At 53.1% G+C, this 25235-nt stretch carries 28 protein-coding genes; all 28 read right to left on the bottom strand.

Annotated features, from left to right (window positions below):
- Nucleotides 1-18: 18 nt before the first annotated feature.
- Nucleotides 19-1320: a protein-glutamate methylesterase/protein-glutamine glutaminase gene (locus tag GQY55_RS00570; RefSeq protein WP_160037395.1), complete on the bottom strand. Its 1302-nt coding sequence runs from the start codon at nucleotides 1318-1320 to the stop codon at nucleotides 19-21.
- 34 nt (nucleotides 1321-1354) lie between these two features.
- A complete protein-coding gene (locus tag GQY55_RS00565; RefSeq protein WP_160037394.1) occupies nucleotides 1355-2254 on the bottom strand; it encodes a MinD/ParA family protein in 900 nt (299 codons plus the stop codon).
- Nucleotides 2251-3660, bottom strand: coding sequence for a flagellar biosynthesis protein FlhF (flhF, locus tag GQY55_RS00560; protein WP_160037393.1), 1410 nt, complete (start codon nucleotides 3658-3660; stop codon nucleotides 2251-2253). Before flhF ends, GQY55_RS00565 begins: the two co-directional genes overlap by 4 nt.
- On the bottom strand, nucleotides 3657-5690 hold the full coding sequence (flhA, locus tag GQY55_RS00555) for a flagellar biosynthesis protein FlhA (RefSeq protein WP_160037392.1): 2034 nt from the start codon (nucleotides 5688-5690) through the stop codon (nucleotides 3657-3659). Before flhA ends, flhF begins: the two co-directional genes overlap by 4 nt.
- Before the next feature lie 28 nt (nucleotides 5691-5718).
- A complete protein-coding gene (gene flhB, locus GQY55_RS00550) occupies nucleotides 5719-6807 on the bottom strand; it encodes a flagellar biosynthesis protein FlhB (protein ID WP_160037391.1) in 1089 nt (362 codons plus the stop codon).
- Between the two features lie 24 nt (nucleotides 6808-6831).
- On the bottom strand, nucleotides 6832-7620 hold the full coding sequence (fliR, locus tag GQY55_RS00545) for a flagellar biosynthetic protein FliR (RefSeq protein WP_160037390.1): 789 nt from the start codon (nucleotides 7618-7620) through the stop codon (nucleotides 6832-6834).
- A gap of 13 nt (nucleotides 7621-7633) precedes the next feature.
- The gene (fliQ, locus tag GQY55_RS00540) at nucleotides 7634-7903 is read right to left on the bottom strand and encodes a flagellar biosynthesis protein FliQ (protein WP_160037389.1); all 270 of its coding nucleotides are present in this window, start codon (nucleotides 7901-7903) and stop codon (nucleotides 7634-7636) included.
- 28 nt (nucleotides 7904-7931) lie between these two features.
- Nucleotides 7932-8684 carry a flagellar type III secretion system pore protein FliP gene (gene fliP / locus GQY55_RS00535; RefSeq protein ID WP_160037388.1) on the bottom strand — a complete coding sequence of 251 codons (753 nt, stop codon included), beginning with the start codon at nucleotides 8682-8684 and terminating at the stop codon, nucleotides 7932-7934.
- Nucleotides 8681-9220: a flagellar biosynthetic protein FliO gene (locus GQY55_RS00530; RefSeq protein WP_160037387.1), complete on the bottom strand. Its 540-nt coding sequence runs from the start codon at nucleotides 9218-9220 to the stop codon at nucleotides 8681-8683. Before GQY55_RS00530 ends, fliP begins: the two co-directional genes overlap by 4 nt.
- 5 nt (nucleotides 9221-9225) lie before the next feature.
- Nucleotides 9226-9591, bottom strand: coding sequence for a response regulator (locus tag GQY55_RS00525; RefSeq protein WP_127607528.1), 366 nt, complete (start codon nucleotides 9589-9591; stop codon nucleotides 9226-9228).
- Nucleotides 9592-9618: 27 nt separating this feature from the next.
- Entirely contained in the window at nucleotides 9619-10893 is a 1275-nt protein-coding gene (gene fliY, locus GQY55_RS00520; RefSeq protein WP_160037386.1) for a flagellar motor switch phosphatase FliY, read from the bottom strand.
- Nucleotides 10883-11881 carry a flagellar motor switch protein FliM gene (fliM, locus tag GQY55_RS00515; RefSeq protein WP_160037385.1) on the bottom strand — a complete coding sequence of 333 codons (999 nt, stop codon included), beginning with the start codon at nucleotides 11879-11881 and terminating at the stop codon, nucleotides 10883-10885. The genes fliY and fliM overlap by 11 nt, the downstream gene beginning before the upstream one ends.
- A gap of 62 nt (nucleotides 11882-11943) precedes the next feature.
- Entirely contained in the window at nucleotides 11944-12408 is a 465-nt protein-coding gene (locus GQY55_RS00510; RefSeq protein ID WP_160037384.1) for a flagellar basal body-associated FliL family protein, read from the bottom strand.
- Nucleotides 12405-12629 (bottom strand): flagellar FlbD family protein, encoded by a 225-nt coding sequence (locus GQY55_RS00505; RefSeq protein ID WP_160037383.1) that lies wholly within the window; start codon nucleotides 12627-12629, stop codon nucleotides 12405-12407. Before GQY55_RS00505 ends, GQY55_RS00510 begins: the two co-directional genes overlap by 4 nt.
- 58 nt (nucleotides 12630-12687) lie before the next feature.
- Entirely contained in the window at nucleotides 12688-13509 is an 822-nt protein-coding gene (locus GQY55_RS00500) for a flagellar hook-basal body complex protein (protein ID WP_160037382.1), read from the bottom strand.
- Nucleotides 13510-13588: 79 nt separating this feature from the next.
- Nucleotides 13589-13972 carry a TIGR02530 family flagellar biosynthesis protein gene (locus tag GQY55_RS00495; RefSeq protein WP_160037381.1) on the bottom strand — a complete coding sequence of 128 codons (384 nt, stop codon included), beginning with the start codon at nucleotides 13970-13972 and terminating at the stop codon, nucleotides 13589-13591.
- The gene (locus GQY55_RS00490) at nucleotides 13969-14547 is read right to left on the bottom strand and encodes a flagellar hook capping FlgD N-terminal domain-containing protein (protein ID WP_160037380.1); all 579 of its coding nucleotides are present in this window, start codon (nucleotides 14545-14547) and stop codon (nucleotides 13969-13971) included. The genes GQY55_RS00495 and GQY55_RS00490 overlap by 4 nt, the downstream gene beginning before the upstream one ends.
- A 20-nt stretch (nucleotides 14548-14567) precedes the next feature.
- Nucleotides 14568-15875: a flagellar hook-length control protein FliK gene (locus tag GQY55_RS00485; protein WP_160037379.1), complete on the bottom strand. Its 1308-nt coding sequence runs from the start codon at nucleotides 15873-15875 to the stop codon at nucleotides 14568-14570.
- 40 nt (nucleotides 15876-15915) lie between these two features.
- A complete protein-coding gene (locus tag GQY55_RS00480) occupies nucleotides 15916-16842 on the bottom strand; it encodes a MotE family protein (protein WP_236575320.1) in 927 nt (308 codons plus the stop codon).
- Nucleotides 16843-16888: 46 nt separating this feature from the next.
- Nucleotides 16889-17332: a flagellar export protein FliJ gene (gene fliJ, locus GQY55_RS00475; RefSeq protein WP_160037378.1), complete on the bottom strand. Its 444-nt coding sequence runs from the start codon at nucleotides 17330-17332 to the stop codon at nucleotides 16889-16891.
- A gap of 9 nt (nucleotides 17333-17341) precedes the next feature.
- Nucleotides 17342-18661 carry a flagellar protein export ATPase FliI gene (fliI, locus tag GQY55_RS00470; protein WP_160037377.1) on the bottom strand — a complete coding sequence of 440 codons (1320 nt, stop codon included), beginning with the start codon at nucleotides 18659-18661 and terminating at the stop codon, nucleotides 17342-17344.
- Nucleotides 18648-19496, bottom strand: coding sequence for a FliH/SctL family protein (locus GQY55_RS00465; RefSeq protein WP_160037376.1), 849 nt, complete (start codon nucleotides 19494-19496; stop codon nucleotides 18648-18650). The genes fliI and GQY55_RS00465 overlap by 14 nt, the downstream gene beginning before the upstream one ends.
- Nucleotides 19489-20505: a flagellar motor switch protein FliG gene (gene fliG, locus GQY55_RS00460; RefSeq protein WP_160037375.1), complete on the bottom strand. Its 1017-nt coding sequence runs from the start codon at nucleotides 20503-20505 to the stop codon at nucleotides 19489-19491. The genes GQY55_RS00465 and fliG overlap by 8 nt, the downstream gene beginning before the upstream one ends.
- Before the next feature lie 15 nt (nucleotides 20506-20520).
- Nucleotides 20521-22101 carry a flagellar basal-body MS-ring/collar protein FliF gene (gene fliF, locus GQY55_RS00455; RefSeq protein ID WP_160037374.1) on the bottom strand — a complete coding sequence of 527 codons (1581 nt, stop codon included), beginning with the start codon at nucleotides 22099-22101 and terminating at the stop codon, nucleotides 20521-20523.
- 38 nt (nucleotides 22102-22139) lie between these two features.
- Entirely contained in the window at nucleotides 22140-22451 is a 312-nt protein-coding gene (gene fliE / locus GQY55_RS00450) for a flagellar hook-basal body complex protein FliE (RefSeq protein WP_160037373.1), read from the bottom strand.
- Between the two features lie 37 nt (nucleotides 22452-22488).
- A complete protein-coding gene (gene flgC / locus GQY55_RS00445) occupies nucleotides 22489-22941 on the bottom strand; it encodes a flagellar basal body rod protein FlgC (RefSeq protein WP_160037372.1) in 453 nt (150 codons plus the stop codon).
- Nucleotides 22942-22947: 6 nt separating this feature from the next.
- Nucleotides 22948-23355: a flagellar basal body rod protein FlgB gene (gene flgB / locus GQY55_RS00440; RefSeq protein WP_160037371.1), complete on the bottom strand. Its 408-nt coding sequence runs from the start codon at nucleotides 23353-23355 to the stop codon at nucleotides 22948-22950.
- A 467-nt stretch (nucleotides 23356-23822) separates the two neighbouring features.
- Nucleotides 23823-25226 (bottom strand): ATP-dependent protease ATPase subunit HslU, encoded by a 1404-nt coding sequence (hslU, locus tag GQY55_RS00435; protein ID WP_160037370.1) that lies wholly within the window; start codon nucleotides 25224-25226, stop codon nucleotides 23823-23825.
- Nucleotides 25227-25235: the final 9 nt, after the last annotated feature.

The following is a 25235-nucleotide window of genomic DNA, read 5'->3' as shown; positions in this document are numbered from 1 at the left end:
GACACCTCCTTTATAAGTTCACTTTCCGTTGCTCACAGCGCGGACTACGCCGGCTGCGATTTGATGAAGGGGCAATAGATGGCTGACGCAATCGAGCTCCACCGCCGAACGCGGCATGCCATACACGACGCAGGTCTCTTCGCTTTCGGCGAAGGTGCTTTTTACGCCGCTGTCATATAAGCGCTTCATCATTTTCGCCCCATCGCTGCCCATTCCGGTCATCAGCACCGCGTGGCGGCGCAAGGAGGCAAGCGGCAGCAGCGATTCAAAAAGCGTGTCCACCGACGGCCTGTGGCCGTTGACCGGCTGGTCTTCCGACAAGGACAACGCAAGGCCTCCGTCCGCTTCCTTGACCACCCTCATATGCTTTCCTCCGGGAGCGACGTACGCGCAGCCTGCCCGCAGTTTCATCCCGTCCTCGGCCTCCATGACCTCCAATGGACTGAAAGAGTTTAACCGCTGGGCAAGCGACCGGGTAAAATTCGGCGGCATATGCTGCACGATCACGACCGGAGCGGGAAGGTCGGCCGGAAGTTTTTCCAGCACCGCTTTCAGCGCCCGCGGGCCGCCGGTGGAACATCCGATGGCGACGAGATCGTCAAACGCAAGGCGCTTCTCCGGTTGTTTGTCCGTCTCGTCTGTCCGGGCTTGCGCCGCAGCATATTCCCGGGCTGCCGCGGTTTCCTCGACCGTGACGGCCGGAGGCAAGGAAGGATTGGTTTTTTTCGCTTTCATCCGCCGCTCGGGTTTTTCAAGCGGAACCTCCGGTTTGGGTGAAAACAGCTCCGGACGTTTAATGGGCTCATACTTGTTTTTTTTCGGTTCGGGAATGGCCGTTGCCGGAGAAACGAAAGGCCGGTCCGATCCCGCCTGCCGCTTTCTCTTTTTTTCTTCGGCCTGAAACGCCGCCCTTCTTTCCCTTGCCGCCATGGCAGCCTTAAGCTGCTCCAGCAGCGCATCCCTTACCTGATCGATATGCTGCGAATACGTCAAGGAAGGTTTGCGGATAAAATCAAACGCTCCGGATTCAAGCGCCATAATCGTTTCTTTCATGCCTTCCTCGTTGATCCCCGACAACATGATCACGGGCATCGGATGCTTGGCCATGATCAGCTTTAAAGCCTCGAGGCCGTTCATTTCAGGCATTTCCACATCCATCGTGACGATGTCAGGCTTCAAGCCGAGGGCTTTTTCGACGGCTTCCCGCCCGTTTACGGCCGTGTCCACCACCTGGAACGAAGGATCCTTTTCGATCAGATCCGAAAAAATTTTACGCATAAATGCCGAGTCATCCACAACTAGGACCTTATAAGGCGCCATGCCATTTCCACCCCTGTTCCTTACTACAAAAGAATCATTTTGTACGACGAAGCCACTTCTGCATGAATCCTTTGATTCCCGTCAAGGCACCTGGTTCCGGGGAAGCCGGGACTAGCATGTACCGCCGCGCTATACGCCGTATTTCATGCGATGCCGCGCAGTTCGGAAAAGCCGTGGAAAAAGGAACTTGTTTTTTTACGGCCTGCACCACATGGCGGTCATCGGATATGTATCCAAGCAGCGGAATATCCACGTTCAAAAATTTCTGCGCGGCTACCCTGATTTTGTCCGCCGTCAGCATGGCTTCTTTTTCGTCGCCCGCCCGGTTGACGATCAGCTTGAACACAGAGCCGCTTTCCCTGGCCCTGACGACCTTGATCAGCGCATAGGCATCGGTGATCGACGTCGGTTCCGGCGTCGTCACGACAAGACATTCGTCCGCCGATTGAATGAAATTGAAGTTTTCCTGGGACAAACCGGCGCCGGTATCAAAAATGATGTAATCCATTTGAGCCGCGACCGTTTCGATTTCCTCCATAAAATAGTTCAGATCGTTTTGCGACAAGGAAAACAGATCGCTCATTCCCGAACCGCCGGCAATCAGCGACAGGGATCCGGGACCGCGTTCGATGATTTCGTCGATCCGTTTTTCGCGCCGCAGCAGGTGGTACAGATTGTATTTGGCCGAAATCCCCATCAGCACGTCGATGTTGGCCATTCCGATATCGGCGTCGAACACCAGCACCCGCTTCCCCATGGATTGCAGCGCAAGTGCGAAGTTGAGCGTGAAGTTGGATTTCCCCACACCGCCTTTGCCGCTTGTCACCGTAATGAGCCTGGCGCTCCGGGGCGGCGTCTGACCGCTTGTCCGGGCAGCGCGTTCGCGTTCGCGCATCATCACCAAATCCCTGAGCGTTTGCGCCTGATCGGTCATATGCCTTCTTCTCCCAGCAGCAGGCCTAGAAGCGTTTCTTCTCCGGGCAGAAGCAAATCGTCCGGAACGTTCTGGCCGTTCGTCATGTACGATAGGCGAAGCGGATACTCGCGAAGCAGGTTCAGGATCGGGCCGTAACTTCCCGTTTCATCCAATTTGGTGAAAATCACTTTGTCCAAACCGTATTTGCTGAAATGCTCCGCGATTTTTTTCATGTCCTGGCTTTTGGACGTCAAGCTGAGGACTAAATAGGTTTCGCTGTTTTCGACCGGGGCGAACAGGCTCTGCAATTCGGAAACGAGCAGCTCGTTGCGATAGTTGCGTCCGGCCGTGTCCATCAGAATAAGGTCGCAATAATCGAGGCGCTGCATTGCCCGCTGCATGTCTCCGGGAGACTGGACCACCTCGAGCGGAACGTTCAAGATCGATGCGTAGGTCCTCAGTTGTTCCACCGCGGAAATCCGGTACGTATCGGACGTAATGAACCCGACCTTCCGCTGGTGTTTGAACAGCTGCTCCGCGGCCAATTTAGCGATCGTCGTCGTTTTGCCGACGCCTGTCGGACCGGCGACGTACACCATTTTGGTACGGGGGTCGATTCCCCCGCCGAAACGGCCCGCCAAAAACGATTGGATCCGGCCGCGGATCATCGTTTCCAGCTCCTCATCGCTTAACCCGCGTCCGTTTTCGTCCCAATGCTCGTAAGCGGCGCCGATCCATTCCTGAATCAATTCGGAATCGATGTCCTGCCGGAACAATTGGTCCTGGACCGTTTGCAGCGCGTCCGGAAGCGTGCGCTGCATAGTGGACTGCCGGGATATTTTCGCCATCCAGGCCTTCATCTCGCGCAGTTCCGCAAGCAGCTTGTCTTCCGCGACGGACCTGCTCTTTTCTCCCGCGGGAAGGTCCGTGCCTCCGGTCGGCTGCTTGCGGGTCGGCACAGCGGTCTGCGCCTCCATGGGCATCTGAGGCGGAGCGGCCTCCTCCGCCTCGGCCGATGCTCCTTGTGCTGCGGCTGCCGCCGTATGCAATGCTTCAGCGGAGGCGGCGGCGGCGGCGAACGCCTCCGCAAAGACCGGAACGGCTTCCCGTCCGGAATCCGGCTGCTCCTGAGGCGACCCTGCGCCCGATGTGATCTCAACCGTTTTTTTGTAAGCTTGCGGCACCGCTTTTTTCGGCACCGCCATGGCGGGTTTCGGCTGGGGAGCCCGGACTGCCGAAGGCTTTTCCTGCGTTTCCTCTTCCACCGCCGCAACCACTTCGATTTTCTTTTGTTTGAACATGCCGAGAAAACCGCCGATTTTCGTTTCCTTTGTGCTCAGGATCACGGCGTTTGCGCCGAGGTCTTTGCGAATCTGGAGCATCGCTTCGGGCATCGTATCGACCAGATAACGCTTCACTCTCATAAATTCACCACTCCGACACTTTGAATTTCAACATTTGGCTCAAGCTCGCTGTAAGATAGTACCGGAATATCCTGCATCGTCCGTTCGATTACTTGCCGCAAATACATGCGGATCGTGGGCGACGTCAGGAGAATGGGCTGCTGCCCCGACTGAAGCAGGCGGTTTACCTGCTCGCTGAGCTTTTGGAATACCGTCTGGGTCGATACCGGATCCAAGGCCAGGTAGCTGCCTTGATCCGACTGCTGCACGCTTTCCGCGATTTTTTTCTCCAGCGTCGGACCGACCGTAATAACCTTCATCGTTTCCCCTTCCTGGGAAAACTGCTGGGTAATCTGCCTGGAGAGGGATTGCCTTACGTACTCCGTAAGCACGTCCGGATCTTTCGTATATTGTCCGTAATCCGCCAACGTTTCGAAAATGGTGACGAGGTCGCGGATGGATATTTTTTCGCGAAGCAGCTTCGCCAGCACTTTCTGCACGTCCCCGACCGCCAGCACGTTCGGAATCAGCTCGTCGACAAGCACCGGATAATTTTCGCGCAAATTGTCGACCAGCATTTTTGTTTCCTGGCGCCCGAGCAGCTCATGCGCATGTTTCTTGATCAGTTCGGTCAAATGCGTGGCCACGACGGACGGCGGATCCACCACGGTATATCCGGACAATTCCGCCCTTTCCTTGGTCGCCTCGTCGATCCAGAGGGCCGGAAGTCCGAAGGCCGGTTCCTGCGTCTCAATACCCGATATGCTTTCGTCATCATACCCGGGACTCATCGCCAAATAGTGATTAAGTAATAATTCACCGCCGCCGACGCTATTCCCTTTAATTTTAATGACGTATTCATTCGGTTTTAGTTGAATATTGTCGCGAATGCGAATGACGGGAACGACGAGTCCCAGCTCCAGCGCGCACTGCCTGCGGATCATGATGATCCGGTCCAGCAGGTCGCCGCCCTGCTGAACGTCCGCCAGCGGGATCAAGCCGTAGCCGAATTCGAATTCGATCGGGTCAACCTGCAGCAAATTGATGACACTTTCGGGGCTTCGAACCTCTTCGATTTGCTGCTCCTCCTCCTGCTGCTCCACTTCGATCTGTTTGCGTTCCATGTTTTTCTGCATCCGGTATGCCGCGTATAACAAAATAGCGGCAAACGGCAAAGTCGTTATGATATGTATTGGCGTAAAAAATCCCAACAGCGCGACCGTGCCGCCGACGATGTACAGCAGCTTCGGATAAGACATCAGCTGCTGCGTCAAATCGCTGGCGAGATTGCCCTCCGAAGAGGAACGCGTCACGATCAGACCGGATGCCGTCGAAATGAGCAGTGCCGGAATTTGGGAGACCAGGCCGTCGCCGATAGTCAATACCGAATATGTAGATAAAGCGTCCTGAAAATTCATTCCGTTCATCGACATCCCGATGATGAAACCGCCGACCAGGTTGATGATGAGGATGATGATGCTGGCGATCGCATCGCCTTTGACGAATTTGGTCGCACCGTCCATCGCTCCGTAGTAATCGGCTTCGCGCTCCACCTTTTGACGGCGCTCGCGCGCCTGCTGCTCGTTGATGAGGCCGGCGTTCAAGTCGGCGTCGATGCTCATCTGTTTACCCGGCATCGCATCGAGTGTAAACCGTGCGGCTACTTCCGCAACCCGTTCCGAACCTTTGGTGATTACGATGAATTGTACGACGACAAGAATAAGGAAGACGATGAAACCAACGGCGATTTGCCCATTGGCGATCCAGCTGCCGAAGGTGGATACCACGGTTCCGGCGAAACCTTTGGACAAAATCAGCTTCGTCGTCGAGATGTTCAGCGCCAGCCTGAACAACGTCGTAATCAGCAACAGCGAAGGGAAAATCGAAAACTGCAGCGCTTCCTTCGTGTTCATCGCTACCAGCAAAATGAGCAGAGCAAGCGAGATGTTGATGACGAGCAGAACGTCCAAAAGCCATGTCGGGATCGGAAGAATCATCATGAGAACGATGCCGATGACACCTAGTAATACCGTAATTTCTTTTGCTTTCAATGGCTTCACTGCCTCCGATCCCAAGGGGTTATTTAACCTTGCCTTTTAATTTGTATACATATGCCAAAACTTCAGCCACGGCCTGAAACAAATCGGCGGGAATGGAGTCCCCGATCTCCGCTCTGTGGTACAGGGCCCGGGCGAGAGGTTTGTTTTCCATAGTTATGACGCCGTGTTCTTTGGCCACTTCCTTCATGCGCAGTGCCACGAAATCCTGGCCTTTGGCGATGATTTGCGGAGCTTCCATTTTGGAGCCCTCGTATTTCAAGGCGACGGCGAAGTGCGTCGGGTTCGTAATGACGACATCCGCTTTGGGCACTTCCTGCATCATGCGCTGCATCGCCATTCTGCGCTGGCGCTCCCGGATCTTCCCTTTGACCAGCGGGTCGCCCTCCATTTTTTTGTATTCGTCCTTGATGTCCTGCTTGGACATCCGGATGCTTTTTTCGAATTCATAACGTTGATATAAATAATCCAGTATCGCCATCGCAAACAAGGCGGCGCCGATCTTCAGCCCCAGGTTCATCGTCAAGTTCGCCGCGAAATGAAAGGTCTTTTCGAGATTCATCTCCGACAGCTTGCCGATTTTCGGCAAGGCGCCCGACAACGTCTGGTAGACCAGCAGCCCGATAACGGTCACTTTAAAGATGGATTTCAAGCATTCCACCAGCGACCTGACCGAAAAAATGTTTTTAAATCCTTTGATCGGATTCAGTTTGCTGAATTTCGGCTTAAGCATTTCGCCGGTCAGCATGAATCCAACCTGCGCCACGTTGGCCACAAGCGCTAAGACGATCGTCGTGATAAACAGCGGCGCCATTAAGATTAAAATTTGGATCACGTACTCCATCGCCATATTCATCACGTTTCCGATCGAAACGCCGGAATTCAGACGGTTCAGAAACACGTCCTTAAACAGTCCCACCAACCGTTCCTTGATCAACCCGCCGAACATCAGCAGGCTTAAAAAGGAGGCCAGCAGCACCACGGAGCCGGAAAGCTCCTGGCTTTTGGCGACCTGACCCTTTTTGCGGGTATCCTGCCGTTTTTTCGGCGTCGCTTTTTCCGTTTTCTCGCCGGCAAACAACTGCAAATCGAGCCGATATCTGTAGGACACTCCAGTTTGCTCCTTTATTCCGGCTTAAGTCGGCCTATGCCCCAACAACCCCAGCAGATTTTGCATCGATTCGAACATGATGTGAAACAAATCGCCGAACAAGTACGAAAAGCTGGGTACGAGCAGCAGCAGCACAACCAAGCCGACAATCACTTTAAGCTGCATCCCGATCACGAAGACGTTAAACTGCGGAGCCGTACGGGCCAAGAAACCAAGTCCTACGTCCGTCAGGAATAACGCGGTAACGATCGGCGCCGCCATCTGAAAGGCCAGCACAAACGATTGGCCGAAGGTTTTGACCAAAAAATCGGAGATGCTTCCGTTGTACAGCTTTATAAAAAAATCGTTGGATAACGGCACCCAGTCGTAGCTGCGTATGATGCCGTCGATCAAATAATGATGCCCGTTCATGGTAAGAAACAGCAACAGGGCAAACATATATTTGAAGTTTCCGAGAACCGGGGACGACGCGCCGGTCATCGGATCGATGACGTTGGCGATGCCGAATCCGATCTGTATATCGATCAAAGCGCCTGCAGTCTGAATGACCATAAGCAGCAGATACGCGACAAACCCCAGCACCAAGCCGATAAGAACCTCGCGGATAATCAGCAGGATGTAAGTCAGGTCGGCCGGCAGCTCATGATGAACGCCGTACGTCAGAAATACGAGAACGGACAGAAAAAAGGACATGCCGATTTTAAAAATGTTAGGGACTCCTCTTGAGGACAGCACGGGCGCGACAACAAAAAAGGAGGTAATTCGACAAAAAATAAGCATAAACACCGGCAAGCTATCCAGCAGCATATTCATCGATCGCTACCGCCTACCCGATATATTTATATAGGTTATCTAATATGTTGTAGGTGAAATCCACGAGCGTCGTCAAAATCCACGGCCCGAACAGCAGGAGCGCCAGCAGCACCGCAACGATTTTCGGTATGAACGCGAGGGTCTGCTCCTGAATCTGGGTCGTCGCCTGGAAAATGCTCACGATCAAGCCGACGATCAAACCAAGCAGCAGCATCGGCGCGCTCACCTTCAGCACGGTATACACCGCCTGTCCCGCTAGGCCGATAATAAAATCAGAGTTCATGGCCGGCCTCCTTCGCCTTTCTCATCCATCATGTGTTAAAACTCATCAGCAGCGATTTGACGACCAAATACCATCCGTCCACAAGCACGAACAGCAAAATTTTGAACGGCAGCGATATCATGACCGGCGGAAGCATCATCATCCCCATCGCCATCAAGGTGCTTGAAACGACGATATCGATAATCAAAAAAGGAATAAATATCATGAAGCCCATCTGAAACGCCGTTTTCAGCTCGCTGATCGCAAATGCCGGAACCATGACGGTGAGCGGGATATCCTTGTACGTTTTGGGCTTTTCCGTCTTGGTGTATTTCATGAACAGCAGCAGATCTTTTTCCCTCGTTTGCGAGAACATAAACTTTTTCATCGGCTCCGCCGCTTTGTCCAGCGCCTGCGTCTGGGTGATTTCGCCTTTCAGATACGGCTGCAGGGCAACGTCGTTGATCGATGAAAACGTTGGTGTCATCACAAACAGCGTCAAAAACAGCGCCAGACCGACCAGCACCTGGTTGGGCGGCGTTTGCTGCGTGCCAAGCGACGTACGCACGAACCCCAGCACGACCACGATCCGGGTGAAGCTTGTCATCAGCACCAGCAGCGCCGGCGCGATGCTGATGACAGTAACCAGGAGAAGGATGGACAACGAGCTTGTGCTCGGTTTCCCCCCTGAATCGCCCACCTGTATATCGATGTTCGGTATGGGATCGGCGAATGCCGCCGTCAAGGCGAGCAAACTGATAACCGATAAAACGATGAAAGCAAGAAAAACCTTCTTTTTCATGGATCCCTCAACCGATCTGTAGTATTGTCTTCGCGAAGAAGCTCCTCCATTTTTTCCTTTCGGTTTGACATTTTTCGCAGCTTTTCGTCAAAGACTTCGTGAAACGAGGACGAATCCTCGAGCGTAATGTCTTCCGACAACGTTCCTTGCTTGCGGATTCTGGAGGCCAGCTTTTCCAGCATGGGGGAAATGGCGCCCGGACGGGCGCTTGCCTCCTGCTCGAAAGCCTCCATGATCAGCTTCACTTCCTCCGGATCCGTAATCTTGTCGACCAGGCGGATATCCTCGCCGACGCCGACCAGATACAGGCTGCTGCCGATTTCGATGATCTGAAGGGATTTGTTCGGACCGAGCCCGACTGCGCCCAAGGTCCGAACGGCACGACTGGTAAACCACGTTTTGTTTTTCCTGCCCAGGAAACGAATCAAAAGTATAATAAGTACGACGATGACCGCCAAAACAAAAATGACGTACATCAGATTCAGCGCATAATTTCCCGGGCTTTGGGGCGTATCTATATCAGCTGCGATCAGCATGGAGCTTATACGCCCAGCGTTTTGTTGATCGCTTCGATGACGCGGTCCGTTTGGAACGGCTTCACGATGAAGTCCTTGGCGCCGGCCTGGATCGCGTCGATAACCATCGCTTGTTGGCCCATGGCCGAGCACATGATGACCTTCGCGCTTGGATCCAGCTTCTTGATTTCCTTCAAAGCGGCGATGCCGTCCATTTCAGGCATGGTGATATCCATTGTGATCAGGTCCGGACGAAGTTCTTTAAATTTTTCGATCGCCTGCGCTCCATCCTGCGCTTCGCCTACGACCTCGAAACCATTTTTAGACAAAATATCACGGATCATCATTCTCATAAATGCTGCATCATCCACGATAAGAATACGGTTTGCCATTGATTAAAAATCCTCCCTAAATTTTGCTTATTGTAATTTTTGTATTCGGTCCCATTGGCTGAGAATGTCCGTCACGCGCACTCCAAAGTTCTCATCGATGACAACGACTTCGCCTTTGGCGATCAGTTTGTTGTTCACGAGAATATCCACCGGTTCGCCTGCAAGCTTGTCCAGTTCGATGATGGAACCTTGAGACATTTCCAAGATATCCTTAATTTGCTTCTGGGTCCTTCCTAATTCTACGGTGACTTTAAGAGGAATGTCCATCAATAAGTTCAAATTATTTTGATCGACCGACCCGTAGGCGGCGGATTGCAAATTCGAAAACTGAACCGGCTGCACGTTGACGTTGCGGTTATATGGCGTGCCGTAATGCTGCGGCATGCCATACGGCGGCATCTGCGGGTTTTGCTCGTATCCCGGCATCGGCGAAGGAACGCCTTGCCCTCCCGGTGCATACCCTTCCGGATAAGCCGGAGGCTGCTGGCCGGGCGCAGGTTGCTGCGGCGGCATCGTCTGCTGCGGCGGCTCTGCCGACGCAGCCTGCGGGCTTGCAGCCGGCTTTTCGGGAGCCTGGGCCGCGGCGGCCGTTTCCTCGACCAGCTGCTCGACAGAATCGGTCCCGTGAATCAAAATGTTGACCATATCCTTGGCGAATTGTACCGGCAGAAGCTGCATGATGGTCGAATCGATCAGGTCCCCGATCGTCAGCCGGAACGAAATTTTGATGAGCGTTTCGTCTGCCGGAAGGCTGCTGACGCCGTCTCCGCTCGCCACGTCCAATATATCGATGCCCGGCGGGGAGATGTTCACGAATCGATTGAAAATCGTGGACATCGAGGTGGCGGACGAGCCCATCATCTGGTTCATCGCTTCCTGAACCGCGCTGATATGTATTTCGTTTAACTCTTGATTCTCCGGATTTCCTTCCCCGCCAAGCATCAGATCGGCAATGACCTGGGCATCGCGCGTTTTGATGACAAGCGAGTTGATCCCTTCGAATCCGTCCACATAGGTGACATGGACGGCGACATGCGGTTTGGGGAATTCCGATTCAAACTGCCCGCGCGTAATAATGGATACTTTCGGCGTCGTGATGTCCACTTTTTTGCCCAGCAGCGTGGAGAGTGCCGTCGCGGCGCTGCCGAACGTAATGTTGCCGATCTCGCCGAGCGCGTCCTGCTCCAGCGGCGTCAAATAATCGTCAACCGTCATCATGCCCGTGCCTTTGGAATAATCCGATTCGGATTGCTTCAGCAAGGCGTCTATTTCTTCTTGCGACAAATATTCGTTACTCGTCAAATTCCTCAACTCCTTCGCTGACAATTTCGTCGATTTGAACGGCTACCCGGTCCTTCAGCGTTCCCGGGCTTCCGATGAATTTGAGACGGTCACCCACCCTGATCGAAAGGCCGGTGCCCACCGATTTGTTGAGGCTGATAACGTCCCCTACGCTGAGGCCTAAAAACTCGGAAACCGATATGTGGCTCGAGCCGAGCTCGGCGACGATGTTCAGCTTCGCTTGGCTGATCCGGTATTTCAGCGATTCCGCTTCCTCCGGCAAACTGGACTTCTTCTCCGATATAAACCATTCATGCGCCGAAAGCTTGGACATGATCGGCTCCAGCACGACATGCGGTATGCAAAGGTTGATCATCCCCGTCGTATCCCCGATTTTCGTGCTCAGCGAAATGAGCGCAATCGTTTCGTTCGGGGACACGATTTGCATAAACTGCGGATTCGTCTCCATCGCTTCCATCCGCGGGGAAATATCCAACACCGTTTTCCAAGCCTCCGCGAGGCTGTCGAAGGCGCGGCTGAAAATCCTCTCCATGATGGTCGTTTCGATTTCCGTCAGGGTATTGATCTTCGTGGGCGCATTGCCTACGCCGCCAAGCAGGCGATCCAGCATCGCGTACGCGACGTTGGGGTGAACCTCAAGCACCATTCTTCCTTTTAAAGGCTCGGCTTCGAAAATGTTCAAAATCGTCATCTTAGGAATCGAGCGAATGAATTCGTCATAAGGAAGCTGCTCCACCTGGACTACGCTAATTTGCACGAAAGTACGCAGCTGCGCCGAGAAATACGTTGTCAGGAAGCGGGCAAAGTTTTCATGGATGCGGGTGAGGCTTCGGATATGGTCCTTCGAAAAGCGGACTGCCCGTTTAAAGTCATAGGAACGGACTTTTTTCTGCGTATCCTCTTTTTTCAGCTCCTCCGCATCCATTTCGCCGGACGAAAGCGCGGCAAGCAGGGCGTCGATCTCGTTTTGCGATAATACGTCAACCAATCATCTCACCCCCTTAAAGGATTGTCTTGGGTTCTCTTCGGCATGTTAGGAAGAATCCTTTCTTAGATCGGCGTTACCAGATATTCGGTGATTTCGATCTGGTTCAGCTTCCCATCAGTCAGAGTCTTATTGATCAGATTGATCAATTTTGCGCTTAATTGGTCCTTGCCGTTCGAGCCACTCAATTCTTCCGGCTTGGTATCGGCTAGGGTTTTGATAATAATCGGCTTGATTTTGAACTCTTTGATCTTGTCGAATGCTTCCTTGGATTTCTTATCGTTCAATTGGAACGCAAAATTCATCAATACGATATAATCCTGATCTGCAAGATTGGTCTTGATATCTTTGATTTCAGACGTCATTTCCACAAGTTCATCCGCTGATAATTTTTTCCCCTCGACCGCCTGAGCCCCAGTTTTCGAATTGTTGCCTTCTCCGAGCAGCTGTGGCTTGAGCAGAACTGCAGCAATCACGATCAGTGTAATAGCCAGAAGTATAGTAATCAGCCAGGGCAGCATTTTTTTCATGAGTTTTCCTCCGTTTGTTGCACTTTTATAGTGGCATTGTGAACGCCGATTTCCTGATTGTATTGTTTCACCAAGGAAATGACCTCAGCTGCTTTTTCTAAAACAATCATGCGTTTGCCTGTGACCAATGTAATATATGTGTCTGGCGTTTCTTCCACTGTTTCGATAAGCAAAGCGTTCAGCCATATTGGTGAGCCGTTTAACCGGGTAACAGAAATCATAGCAGCGCCTCCTATGGAAATTCGGGAGAGGCGGAGCCTCTCCCGCTACTCGCATCTACTAACGTTTCAGATTCACGACCTCTTGAAGCACCTCGTCGGACGTCGTAATGATCCGCGAGTTGGCTTGGAAGCCGCGCTGAGCCACGATCATTTCCGTGAACTCGCTCGTCAGGTCCACGTTGGACATCTCAAGCTGTCCGGCGATGATCGCGCCCGTGCCCTTCGTGGCGTCGTTGGCGTCGGCCGGGAAGTCGACCAGTCCGTCCTCTTTGGCGTTGAGCGTCATCCGGAACAGGTTCCCGCCGATTTTCTCCAGGCCTTCCGGGTTTGGCACTTTGCCCACGCCGATCTTCGTTCCGTTATCCGTCGTTCCGTCATCGAGCTTCTGGATGATCGTTCCGTCCTGCGATATCGAAAAAGAGACCGTAGAATCCTGCAATTTGATCGGCGCCCCGTCCGTATCGCATACGAACAAACCGTCCGAAGTTACGAGCTGCTTCAAAGCATCGATATGAAAATCCCCTGCTCGGGACAGGAACGGAGGATCCTGTGCGGGATCCAGCTTTACAAGAAAAAATCCGTCTCCGTCGATGCGCAGGTCGGTTGGATTATTCGTCATCATCGCGCTGCCGCCCAGATGCATCGTATCGATGGAACCGATGGATACGCCAAGGCCGATCTGCTTGGCGTTCACGCCGCCTTGTACGGAATCCTCCGGGGCCGTAACGCCTGCCACGGTCTGGCTTATGACATCCTTGAACATCACCCGGCCGGATTTGAAACCGATCGTATTCACGTTTGCGATGTTGTTGCCGATGACGTCAAGCTTGGTTTGGAAACCGCGCATGCCTGAAACGCCCGAATACATGGATCTCATCATAGTCTTTTTCCTCCCTTGTTATGGATGGACCGCTTCTGTCGGTCAGCGGCCCACTGGCTTTCCTGTCGGGCCAGCCAGGTCAAGATATCACTACTGCGCTGTCAATTTGGGTAAAAACATTATCCTTCATCGAATTGCCGTCCATCGCCGTTACGACCGTACGGTTCGCCACGTTGACGATCAGCGCCATGTCTTTCATCAGGATCAGCGATTCCTTGCTTCCTTTGGCTGCCGCTTTGTCGACGGCATTTTGGATTTTGGCCAGCTGATCCCCTTTCAGTTCGATGCCTCTTTGTTCCAGGCGTTTGGCCGCATGGTTGCTGAATTTGAGCAGCTCATGCTGGAATATCTCGCCAAAAGAGGTGCGTGAAGCTTCCTGCTGCGAACTCCGCTGGGCCGCGTTCTGGGCTGCGGGATAAATCTTGGATGGATACAGCTGCCCGATCGTTATGCGTTCGCTCATAAGGATTCACCGCTTGCGGGACCGGTTGGATTCGACGCCCCGTTCGAAGCGCCTTCAGCCGGATCCGCTTGTTTCGAACCGTCGGATGCGGGCGTTTGTTCCGGAGCCGGATTCGCTTCCCCGTTGGATTGCGGGTCCTTGATCTCGACGACTTTGTCTAACGGAATCGCCAGCGAACCAACGGAAGCGTATTGAACGCCGTCTTTGACGATAATGGAGTCCACGACGCCGGATTTCAGCTCGCTTTTGCTATCGCTCCCTTGATCCGAATTCGAATCGTCGATCCAACTGATCTCTTTGCCGATCAGGCCGGACACGCTGCCCAGCGATTGGCTCATCGTTTTCAGCTGGTTGGATATGTTGATGAGCTGCTCCACCGAAGAAAACTGGGCCATCTGCGCGATAAACTCCTTGTCCTCCATCGGCTGCATCGGATCCTGGTTTTGCAGCTGTTTGATCAAAATGCTCAAGAACTGGTCTTTGCCAAGCTCCTGTTTTTTGCTGCTTGCCCTTGCGACGTTCGAAGCCGAGTAGTTAGGCCATATATTCGGCGTGGAAATGATATCCGAAGCCATTTTTTTCACCTCCGCCTAAGCTAAGCTTTTGCTGTAAACATGTTGCCGCCGTTTGCCTCTTCCTGGGCAGCCAGCCATTCGTTAAGCTCCTCGCCCATTTCCGCGATTTTCAGCGCGTCATCGGTCGGGGCTTCCTTTTCCTTGGAGCGGCGGTTGGACTGCTGCTGCCCCGCTCCCGGTTGGCGGCCGCCGTCCTGGTACATTTGCGATTGCGGCGATTGGTTTTGGGTGACGACCAGCTTTTCGACCTGCACGCCTTGCGTCTGGAGCGAAGAACGAAGCTGGCTCATCTGCTGCTCGAGCAAATCCTTCGTCGCCGCATGTTCGGTCGAAAACTGCGCGATCAGCTGGCCGTTCTGCATCGTCAGCTTAACGTCGACCTGGCCCAAACGTTCCGGATAAAGCGTGATTCGGGCTTCCGTCATCCCTTGCTGTTTTACGAATTCCAGGTTTTTAACGACAAAGCCGCTCATTTCTTCCGAAAATTTCTCTACCGGTACCGGTGCCGCTGCCTTCGCCGAAGCGTTGATGCCGTGCCTTAATGCGAGCTGGCCTGCGGTAACCGTATGCTGGGCGGCAAATAGATCGTGAGGCTGCTCCTGATCCCCGGAACGCGTTGGCTCGTCGCCCGCAGATTGTCCGCTTTTAAGCCATGCACCGATGTTTGTTTCAGCGGTTGCATTTTTATGCAACTGCGTTAACGCCACTGCATCGGTCGGCTTCGGTTGTGCAGACGTCGCGTCTTTTACCAGCTCCTGGAACGATTGGAGAAGCTGAAGCGCTTGATGCTGCACCTTTCCGACGTTTCCATCCGGCTTTTGGAGCAAAACCGCAAGCTGCGCCATGCCTTCTTGAACGACGAAGCGGATCGTGGCCGGGCTTTCGGACAACGGTCCGGTCAATACGTCCGCCTGATCGGGCGTAGCCGCATTCCCTGCCGGGTTTGCCTGGTTCAGCAGATTTTGGACTTGCTGCAGCCAGCCTTGAAGCGCCGCCAAAAGCTCGGGATCGGCGGCAACCGCCTCGTCCAGCTTGTCCGCATCGCCGATCAGGCTTTGCAGAAGATCCGCGGCGTTTTGCCCGCCGATGCCCGATTCGTCGGAAGCGGCGCTTAAGCCGGCCAGCTTCAACAACCCTTCGAGCAGCGTGCCCGCATTCATGATGGCGGCGGCGTTTTGCTGCGCTCCTTCGCCCGTCATCATTTGCGCAAGCGATTGGTCGAACATGCCCGCGACGGCACCCGCTCCCGCCGCTTGCTTTCCGCCGGCCGCGGCCGTTTTCCCGCTTGCGGCGTTTCCGCCCGCAATATTTTGAAAAATGAGACTCATATTGTTTTCACCTCCTTTCATAAAAGGAATAAGGCTATAACTATTTGGTCATCAATTTGTTCAAAATGACGGCTGCCGTTTTCGGATCTTTTTCGTTCATCTTGTCGAGAATTCCGGACCGTGTCGAATCGGCGACCTCGTTCAAAATTTTCAGCACTTTTTCCGGCGAAATTTTGTAGGTCGCAAGCAGCAGGTCCGCCGCGCTTTTGGCCGGCATGCTCGCAAACGTTTGGCTGATTTGCGTCTTGTCGAGACCGGCTGCCGCATTGGTTTTGTCCGCCGCCGTATCCTTGCCCATTCTGGACTGCAGCGCAGCGATCGCCAAATCGCTCGAAGACACGGCGTCCTTCAGCTTCATCGACACGTCCGCCGCAACTTTCGGATCCATCTTGGCCAAAATGGCCGTCCGGCTGTCGGACTTCATATTGCTGAGCAGCTGCACCATTTCTTCGGTTGTCATGTTCTGCATGATCGGAGCCGCTTTGCTTGGGCTCATGTCGGCGTACATTTTGGCCAGATCCTTGATTTGCTTTTCGTAGGGATCGGCATCTGCAGCTTCCGCGCCCTGCGTCCCCGCAGCCGATTGCTGGGCGGAATCCAGCTGGTCCTGCAAGCTTTTTACCTTTTCGTCCTGCTGCGTCTTCTCTTCCTTCGCCTTCTGCAGGTCCGCCTCTTTCGCCGCCAGCTTGTTTTTAAGCTCGTTTATCGTCGCGTTTGCGCTTTTGACCTGTTCCTTCGCGTCTTGCAGCTTCGTTTTTTCAGGATCCTTTACAGGGTCCGGCACCCAATTTTTGACGACGGGAATTTTGTTCGCAATGCCAAGCACGTTATTGCGGACATCCACGTTAAAGAGGGTCAACAGCACGCCGATCAGCACGACCGTAAAAATGATCGGAATCATGAAAAACAGAAATTTTTCGAATCCTCCCGCAGACTCTTTCTCTAAATCAAAATCTTTATCTGCCACAATCAATCCACCCCCGAGGCAACAGCTTCGTTTCGATTCGTTCCGTCTATCTCGCTTTCATGGCGAACCTGACTGTTGCCATTTCATCCAGTTCATTCTGTTCCCTCAGGAGCATGTTTTGCTGGAAGGAACTTTTCGCTTTATCCCTAGCTTTGAGCCAGACCTTTTCGTCCAGCATCTTATGGGACAGCTGCTTTTTCTTCATCTGCACATTGCTGTCCGCCTGCGCTACGTCGGAATATTTCCTTTCGATGCATTGCTGCAAATGATCGGCGTACATTTGGAATTCGCGGATTTTCGATACCGGCGCCCGCCGCTCGGCGGCCTCCTGGAGCTGTTTCGCCATCCGTTCCCTGCTTTCAAGCAGCTCTTCAAGAGACTTTTTTTCTTCCTGCAACCTTCCGATTGCGCTGGAAAGCATCCATTCCGCCTGTGTTTTCTCATTGGTTTTCAAATCCACGATTTTTTGGAACGCATACTGAAATTTCATCCCTTAAGGTCAACTCCTCGAAAATTCGGAAATCAAACGCTCCTGCACCTGCTCGAGCGTTACTTTTTCGTCCACCTTTTGTTTCGTAAAATCCCAAATCTGCTGAATGTAGTCGATCGACTCGTCAATTTGTTCGTTGGAGCCCCTTTGGTAGGCGCCGATGTTGATCAAATCCTCGGAGTCCTTGTACACGGCCATCAGCCGTTTCAAATTGTCCGCCGCTTCGATCTGCTCCTTTGGCGCGATGTCCTTCATCACCCGGCTGATGCTCGCTAGCACGTCGATCGCCGGAAAATGCCCTTTGTTGGCGATGTTTCGGTTCAACACGATGTGCCCGTCCAAAATCCCCCGCACCGCATCGGCAATCGGTTCGTTCATGTCGTCACCGTCGACCAAAACGGTGTAAAACGCGGTAATCGAACCGACCGGGCCGGTCCCGGCACGCTCCAGCAGTTTCGGCAAGCTGGCGAATACGGACGGCGTATAACCCCTCATGGCCGGCGGTTCGCCGACGGCAAGCCCTACCTCGCGCTGCGCCATCGCGTAGCGGGTCACCGAGTCCATCATGAGCATGACGTTCATGCCCCGGTCGCGGAAATATTCCGCAATCGTCGTGGCGATCAACGCTCCTTTGATTCGTACCAGCGCCGGCTGATCCGACGTAGCCACCACGACGACCGAACGTTGAAGCCCTTCAGGCCCCAGGTCCCTCTCGATAAAGTCCAGCACCTCGCGTCCCCGTTCGCCGATCAATGCGATCACGTTGACGTCGGCCGACGTGTTGCGGGCGATCATGCCCATCAAGGTACTTTTGCCGACGCCTGAACCCGCGAAAATGCCGACCCTTTGTCCTTTGCCGATCGTCAGCAGGCCGTCGATGGCCCGGACGCCGATGCTGATCGGATCTTTGACCCTGGGACGGTTTAACGGATTCGACGGTTCATTGTAGGTGGAACTATACGGCATCCGCGTCGGGATCAACGATCCATCGAGAGGCTGGCCAAGTCCGTCCAGCACTTTGCCAAGCAGCTCGGAGCCGACTTGAACGCTAAGCGGTTTGCCTGTCCCCACAACGTCGCAGCCCGGTCCGATGGAATGGAGCTCCCCGAGCGGCATCAGCAGCACCTTGTTGTCCCGGAAGCCGACGACTTCAGCCTGCAGCGGCTTGGCGCTTTTCGTCGGGTATATGTAGCAGACGTCCCCGACGCTTGCGTCCGGCCCTTCGGACTCTACCATCAGCCCGATCACTTGGGTGACTTTGCCGTTGATTCGCACGGGGTCGACGTTTCGCAGATGTTCCATGTATCGTTCGCTGTTAAGCATCTTCATCCCGGTTACCCCGCTCCTCATCATCCAACGCGATCCGGATCAGTTCTTTTTTGATTTCGGTAAGCTGCGTGTCGATTCTGGCGTCGATGCTGCCGAACGAAGAACGAATGACGCAGCCTTGGTCCCGGACCGTTGAATCCGGCAAAATTTGCAGCTCGGCCTGGGAGTCGATCGCGGCCGCCAGCTCTTCCCTAGCCGCCTGCACGAACGCAAAATGTTTCGGCGCCACGCAAAGCGTGATGATCCCTTGTTCCCGCTTGCGGGACAAGCTATTTTTGATCAGGTCGAGCACGTAATCCGGTTCAACCGTCAGCTGCTTGTCGATCACCTTCTCGGCAATGGCGCAGCTCAGTTCGACCAGAAACGGCTCGGCTTCCTGGATAATCTGCTCCTTCATTAAATAAGCCTGCTTTAATACCGTCTGGGCCTCCTCCATCATTCGGGCGATTTGGTCCCGCAAATCGGCAAGCGCCTTCTCCGAGCCTTCACGGTAACCCGTGTCATAACCTTCGGATTTCAACGCTTCGACCAAATGCTCGTCCTGAAGCCTCCGCTCCTGCCACCAGCCGTCGATTTGCTCGCCTGCTTCCGCCAGCATGCGTTCAGCCTCTTCGGAAGCTTCGCGCAGCTGCCGTTCCGCGAACTCGCGCGCATCCTCGAGCATCTCCTTGCTGAGGCGTTTCGCTTCTTCGTCCGCCTCGATTTTCCGGATTTCTTCCTGCGGCCTTTCTTCGGAGGCGGCGGCTTCCGCTTGCGGCACGTAGCGGTGGCCCAAATCCAATCTTTTCAGCTGCTCGACCGGCACGTATTGGGAAGATTTAATCAGATTAGACAATAATGTCATCCCCTCCGCCGCGAGCGATGATGATCTCTCCGGCCTCTTCCAGTCTGCGGATCGTGCCTACGATGCGCGTCTGCGCTTCTTCGACGTCACGCAGCCGCACCGGGCCCATGTATTCCATTTCTTCCTTGAAGGTCTCCGCCATCCGTTTGGACATGTTGCGGAAAATGACGTCCCGCACTTCTTCGCTCGCCACTTTGAGGGCCAGCTGCAGGTCGGAATTTTCGACGTCGCGGATGATCCGCTGAATGGAGCGGTTGTCCACGTTGACGATATCCTCGAACACGAACATCCGTTTTTTGATTTCTTCGGCCAGCTCCGGATCCTGGATTTCGAGCGAATCGAGGATCGTCCGTTCCGTGCCGCGGTCGACGCCGTTCAGGATTTGAACGATCGACTCGATGCCGCCGGCATTCGTGTAATCCTGCGTGACCGTAGCGGAGAGCTTCTGCTCGAGAACCCGTTCGACCTGGGAAATGACTTCCGGCGACGTGCTGTCCATGACCGCGATCCGTCTCGCCACATCGGCCTGCTTTTCCTGCGGCAGCGAAGACAAGATGGAAGCCGCTTGCTCAAACTGCAAATACGACAGGACAAGGGCGATGGTTTGCGCGTTTTCGTTTTGAATGAAGTTCAAAATCTGGTTTGGATCCGCTTTGCGCGCAAAGTCGAAAGGTCTGACCTGCAGCGTCGCCGTCAGGCGGTTGATGACCTCGATCGCTTTTTGCGGTCCAAGCGCCTTCTCCAAAATTTCCTTGGCGTAGTTGATGCCGCCTTGGGATATATATTCCTGAGCGAGACAGATTTGGTGGAACTCCGACAGGATCATGTCTTTTTCCACGCTGTCCACTTTACGTACGTTCGCAATCTCTAAGGTTAACTGCTCGATTTCTTCATCCCGCAAATGCTTGAAGATTTGAGCGGAAACTTCCGGTCCCAGGGTGATGAGCAGGATCGCCGCTTTTTGCCTCCCGCTCAGCCCCTGGCTGTTTGGTTTTACCAATGGATTCACCTACCTCTATTCGTCAGCGAGCCATGTGCGCAGCAGATTGACAAATTCCTCCGGCTTTTTCTTGGCCAGCGTTTCAAGCTGCTTCCGCACTTGGCTTTCGTTCGTCACGCTCTCCAAACTGATGGACGGAAACTCTGTCGGAGCCGGCAGCGGAAGATCCTCTTCCAGTTCTTCGTTTTGTTTGCGGCGGCGGTAAATGAGGAACGCGCCTCCCGCAAGCAAAGCAAGCGCGGCGAGACCGATGCCCCACAGAACTCCTTTGGAAAGCTGCAGCCCTTTCGTTTGGGTTTGTTCTTCTCCAAAAGGTTGCGAATAAACCGAAACTTTTTTGGCCAGATCTGCGTCTGTATATGTAGAGCCCGAATCCGCAAGGGATGCCCTTACGATGTTTACCAAAATGTTTTGAATGGCATCTTTCGTTTGCTGATCCACCGTTTTTTGTCCCGTAGGCGGTTCAACGGCCACATTAATGGTTAAATCTTTAACGGTATATGGGCTGGATACGATATCCTTCGTTATACGGTTCACTTCGTAGTTGATCGTTTTGGACAGATCTTCCGAAGTAACGTCGCCTGACGTCGAACCTCCCGGATAGGTCGGTACTTGCGTTTGTCCGGTACCTGCTACGCCACCTTCGGGATTGCTTTTGCCCGTATAGTTTTTCGATATTTCCTGCACGCTGATTTCAATGCCTTTCATGTTTTCGGCATCGACCGGCGTTACCAGGTTCTCTTTGCTCTGAACTTTGTCGAAGTTCAATTTCGACACAACCAGCACGTCGACTTTGTTAGGACCCATGAATTGGCCCAGGAATTGCTTGACGTTTTGGCGCACTTCGTTTTCGAATTTCTTTTGCAGCGCGAAGTTTTCTTCCACCGAACTGCTCAGCGTTCCTTGTCCGCCACGGGAGGACGGGAGGAGCTCCGCGTTGCCTTCGCCTTCCATCATCGTGATGTTTTCGATCGGAAGGTTCGGCACCGCGGTTTTGACGAGATTGAAGTATCCGTCGATCGTCGCCTGATTCGGATGGTATCCCGGCTTGAAGGTTAGTACGACGGATGCATTACCTTTTTCCTGTTCGTCCATTCCTGCAAAGACGCTTTCCTTCGGCAGAGTGACGAGCACCTTTGCCTGGGCGATTCCGTTCATTTGCTTGAGAAGCTGCTCAACCTCGCCGTTTAAGGCATTGTTGTACTTCACGTTAAATTCGCTGTCCGTCGTTCCGATCGAGGAAGAATTGTCGAATGCGCGGAATCCGATGGACCCGTTTTGGATAATTCCTTGGGACCCGACGTCCACTTTGATGCGGGCGGCTTGCGCGCTTGGGACCGAGATCGTTTTTCCGTCCGGACCGAGCTTGTACGGAATGTTGTTCGTGTCCAGATAATTCATGATGCCCGCGGAGTCGCTTGCGTTCAAATCCTTGAAGGCGACCTCGTATTCCGTTTTGGAAAGCTGAACGGTCAGCACCGCGATCGCAATGATGATTAATGCGAGCGTTGAAATAAAAATGGTTTTCTGTTTCTTGCTGAACTGATTCCAATATTGGACGATTTTGTCCTTATATTGGGCGATTCTTTCATTCACAACGTCACCCACCCTACCCGAATCTTAGCAATTTACGATTAGATTTGCGTACGCATGATTTCCTGATAGGCCTCGATGACCTTGTTGCGGACTTGGGAAGCAAGCTGAAGGCTCAGCAGCGCTTTTTCCGAGGAAATCATGACTTGGTCCACATCCACTTGCCCGAGCATGAACTTCGTGCTCATTTCCTTGGACGTCTTTTCCTGGTCTGCGATTTGGCTTAAGGCATCCTCCAGGTATGTACCGAACTTGCTAAGAGATTCCGCTGGCGTATCCTTGCTGCTGGAACTGCTTTCCTGCAGTTTAAGCGGTTGTACGTTGAGTGCGTTAAACATGGTGTTCTGAATCATCAATGTCCCTCCCTTATGAATTTAGATCCGAATGAAACTATCGACCTATTTCCAAAGCCTTCATAACCATCGCTTTCGAGGCGTTTAACGCCGTCACGTTCGCATTGTACGCGTGCGATGCCGAAATCAGGTCCACCATTTCTTTGGTGAGGTCAACGTTAGGCATATAGACATACCCTTGCGCATCCGCATCCGGATGACTCGGGTTGTAGACAGGCTTAAAAGGGGTCTGGTCCTCTTGAATCGCGGCAACCTTCACGCCGCGCCCCGAACCCTCATCCCCATTCATTTGCGCTTGAAGCATATTCGCGAAATTCGACTCGTTCGGCGATAGAACGACCATTTTCCGGCGATAAGGCACGGCCTTGCCGTTGACCACGGATGCCCGGGTCGTCTCCGCATTGGCAATGTTGGAAGAAATGACATCCATCCTGAGGCGCTGGGCCGTCAGACCTGATGCGCTGATGCCAAAGCCGCTGTTCAAATTCATTTATTCCTATCTCCCTTCTACCGCTACGCGCATCATTTTGATTTGTTCATTGATTTGCTGGATGTAAGAATTGTACTGAATTTGGTTGGCTGCCATGTTCGCCATTTCGCTGTCGACATCGACGTTGTTCTGGTTGTTGTTCATCACGGTGGACTGGTCCATGGTGACGACCGGTTCGGGAATCGAATTTGCAGGTCCTATGACAAAATGCCGGGGATCCGTTACCCTTCCGCGCAACCGGGGCATCGCTTCGTTCATTTCCTGCTGCAGCAGATTTTCGAACGAGACGTCCGACCGCTTGAAATACGGCGTTTCTTGGTTCGCGATGTTGTTGGAAATAACGCCCTGCCTTAGGTTGGCCGCACGCAAGCCGGCCTCCATCAGCCGGAAGCTGCTGCTATTCAACAAATCCATTTTCTGTCCCCCTTTTTTACAAATCTTGTATAACCATTTTCCACTTCGTCCTCCCTAAATTTTGTCTTTTTCGACAAAACCAATCAAAATAAAGAACATTTTTAGGACTTAAGTAGAAAAAATTACTAACTTGTCGTATATCCTAAGTTTCTTAGAGATTGGGATTTATTACAATAAGAAAAAAGCCCTATCTTTGGGACGAAAGAGGGGCTTTTTTCTTATTTTGCATCAAAATATTTCTAATTCTGCACCAGATAAGGGATTAGAGGTTCAGGACACCGTTGCGTATCGCCAGTTTTCGCCAAAACCACAGCGAAATAGTCCCGATTTTTCCGATTTGCGAAAGTTTTAATTTTCGAAAAGTTTTCATTTTTTCGGATCTGCTACCAATAGACCTGTAAAACGCCAAATAACCCGATCAGAATATATGCCCTTTAGGCTTCCGATCGGGTTATTTAAGTCCAGAATCACAAAATATATTGGCTCAGATCGCGGTCCTGTGCAATTCCTGCGAGTTTCTCGCGCACATATTCCGGCGTGATCGTCATTTTCTCCAGCGTCAGCTCGGGCGCTTCAAAAGAGAGGTCCTCAAGCAGCTTCTCCAAAATGGTATGGAGTCTGCGCGCGCCGATGTTTTCCATGTTTTCGTTGACCGTCGCCGCAATCTTCGCGATCTCGCGGATCGCTTCGGGCGAGAAGTCGATTTCGAGGTTTTCCGTTTTCAGCAAATCCTTGTACTGTTTCGTGATCGCGTTTTTCGGCTCCGTCAAAATCGACACGAAATCGTCCAGCGACAAACTGTTCAATTCGACACGAATCGGGAAACGTCCCTGCAGTTCCGGGATCAAATCGGACGGCTTGGCGATGTGAAAAGCGCCGGCCGCGATAAACAGAATAAAATCGGTCTTTACGGGGCCGTATTTGGTCATGACGGTAGAACCTTCGACAATAGGAAGAATATCCCTCTGTACCCCTTCCCTGGACACGTCAGGGCCCGATCCTTTGCCTTGGCTGGCCACCTTGTCGATCTCGTCGATAAAAATGATGCCGGATTGCTCTGCGCGGTATACCGACTCGGAGATGACGTCGTCCATGTCGATCAGCTTGGTCGCCTCTTCCTGAATCAGCACCTTGCGCGCTTCCTTAATCGTAAGCTTGCGTTTTTTGGTCCGCTTCGGCAGCAAACTGCCGAACATTTCCTGAAGGTTCATTCCCATCTGGTCATTGCCCTGGCCTGCCAGCATATCCATCATCGTCGGCGTCGTGTCTTCCACGTCGATTTCGATCAGGTCGTCCTCCATGCTGCCGGAAAGCAGCTTGAATTTGACCTGGCGCCGGCGCTCCGCGATGGAGCCGTCCAGTTCCTTGTCTTCCTCCTGCTCCTGCGGATCCTGGCTTCCGTTTCCGAACAGCATTTCGAACGGATTGCGCTGGCTTTTGTTTTTGTTGATCCGTGGCACGAGAATTTTAACGATACGCTCGTTCGCAAGCTCTTCCGCGCGGTCCTTTACCTTTTCCGTCCGCTCGGCCTTCACCATCCGGATCGACGTTTCGATTAAATCGCGGACCATCGACTCCACGTCGCGGCCGACGTAACCGACCTCCGTAAACTTCGTCGCTTCGATTTTGACGAACGGCGCGTTGACCAGTTTGGCCAAACGTCTGGCGATTTCCGTTTTGCCTACGCCCGTAGGCCCGATCATCAAAATGTTCTTCGGCACGATCTCATCGCGGTCCTCATCGGGAAGAAGACTGCGGCGATACCGGTTGCGAAGGGCGACGGCTACGGATTTTTTGGCCTGTTTCTGGCCGACGATATATTTATCCAATTCGGCGACAATCTGTCTTGGCGTCATGTTCTGATTAACCATATTCATCCC

The sequence above is a fragment of the Paenibacillus sp. USDA918EY genome (assembly GCF_009870825.1).
In the GTDB taxonomy this organism is placed as follows: Bacteria; Bacillota; Bacilli; order Paenibacillales; family Paenibacillaceae; genus Paenibacillus_AQ; species Paenibacillus_AQ albilobatus.
This window is presented reverse-complemented; position numbering and strand designations above follow the sequence as displayed.

Coding starts and splice junctions, on each gene's coding strand:
- fliE (WP_160037373.1), bottom strand. CDS start 22,451: ATGATTCAGAACACCATGTTTAACGCACTCAACGTACAACCGCTTAAA.
- flhF (WP_160037393.1), bottom strand. CDS start 3,660: ATGAGAGTGAAGCGTTATCTGGTCGATACGATGCCCGAAGCGATGCTC.
- fliJ (WP_160037378.1), bottom strand. CDS start 17,332: ATGAAATTTCAGTATGCGTTCCAAAAAATCGTGGATTTGAAAACCAAT.
- fliQ (WP_160037389.1), bottom strand. CDS start 7,903: ATGAACTCTGATTTTATTATCGGCCTAGCGGGACAGGCGGTGTATACC.
- GQY55_RS00500 (WP_160037382.1), bottom strand. CDS start 13,509: ATGATGAGATCCATGTATTCGGGCGTTTCAGGCATGCGCGGTTTCCAA.
- GQY55_RS00490 (WP_160037380.1), bottom strand. CDS start 14,547: ATGGCTTCGGATATCATTTCCACGCCGAATATATGGCCTAACTACTCG.
- fliR (WP_160037390.1), bottom strand. CDS start 7,620: ATGAATATGCTGCTGGATAGCTTGCCGGTGTTTATGCTTATTTTTTGT.
- fliI (WP_160037377.1), bottom strand. CDS start 18,661: ATGAAGATGCTTAACAGCGAACGATACATGGAACATCTGCGAAACGTC.
- fliP (WP_160037388.1), bottom strand. CDS start 8,684: ATGAAAAAGAAGGTTTTTCTTGCTTTCATCGTTTTATCGGTTATCAGT.
- GQY55_RS00565 (WP_160037394.1), bottom strand. CDS start 2,254: ATGACCGATCAGGCGCAAACGCTCAGGGATTTGGTGATGATGCGCGAA.
- flgC (WP_160037372.1), bottom strand. CDS start 22,941: ATGAATTTGAACAGCGGCTTTGGCATCAGCGCATCAGGTCTGACGGCC.
- hslU (WP_160037370.1), bottom strand. CDS start 25,226: ATGGTTAATCAGAACATGACGCCAAGACAGATTGTCGCCGAATTGGAT.
- GQY55_RS00570 (WP_160037395.1), bottom strand. CDS start 1,320: ATGGCGCCTTATAAGGTCCTAGTTGTGGATGACTCGGCATTTATGCGT.
- GQY55_RS00495 (WP_160037381.1), bottom strand. CDS start 13,972: ATGAGCGAACGCATAACGATCGGGCAGCTGTATCCATCCAAGATTTAT.
- GQY55_RS00525 (WP_127607528.1), bottom strand. CDS start 9,591: ATGGCAAACCGTATTCTTATCGTGGATGATGCAGCATTTATGAGAATG.
- GQY55_RS00510 (WP_160037384.1), bottom strand. CDS start 12,408: ATGAAAAAAATGCTGCCCTGGCTGATTACTATACTTCTGGCTATTACA.
- GQY55_RS00485 (WP_160037379.1), bottom strand. CDS start 15,875: ATGAGTCTCATTTTTCAAAATATTGCGGGCGGAAACGCCGCAAGCGGG.
- GQY55_RS00530 (WP_160037387.1), bottom strand. CDS start 9,220: ATGCTGATCGCAGCTGATATAGATACGCCCCAAAGCCCGGGAAATTAT.
- flgB (WP_160037371.1), bottom strand. CDS start 23,355: ATGGATTTGTTGAATAGCAGCAGCTTCCGGCTGATGGAGGCCGGCTTG.
- GQY55_RS00505 (WP_160037383.1), bottom strand. CDS start 12,629: ATGATTTCTGTTACCCGGTTAAACGGCTCACCAATATGGCTGAACGCT.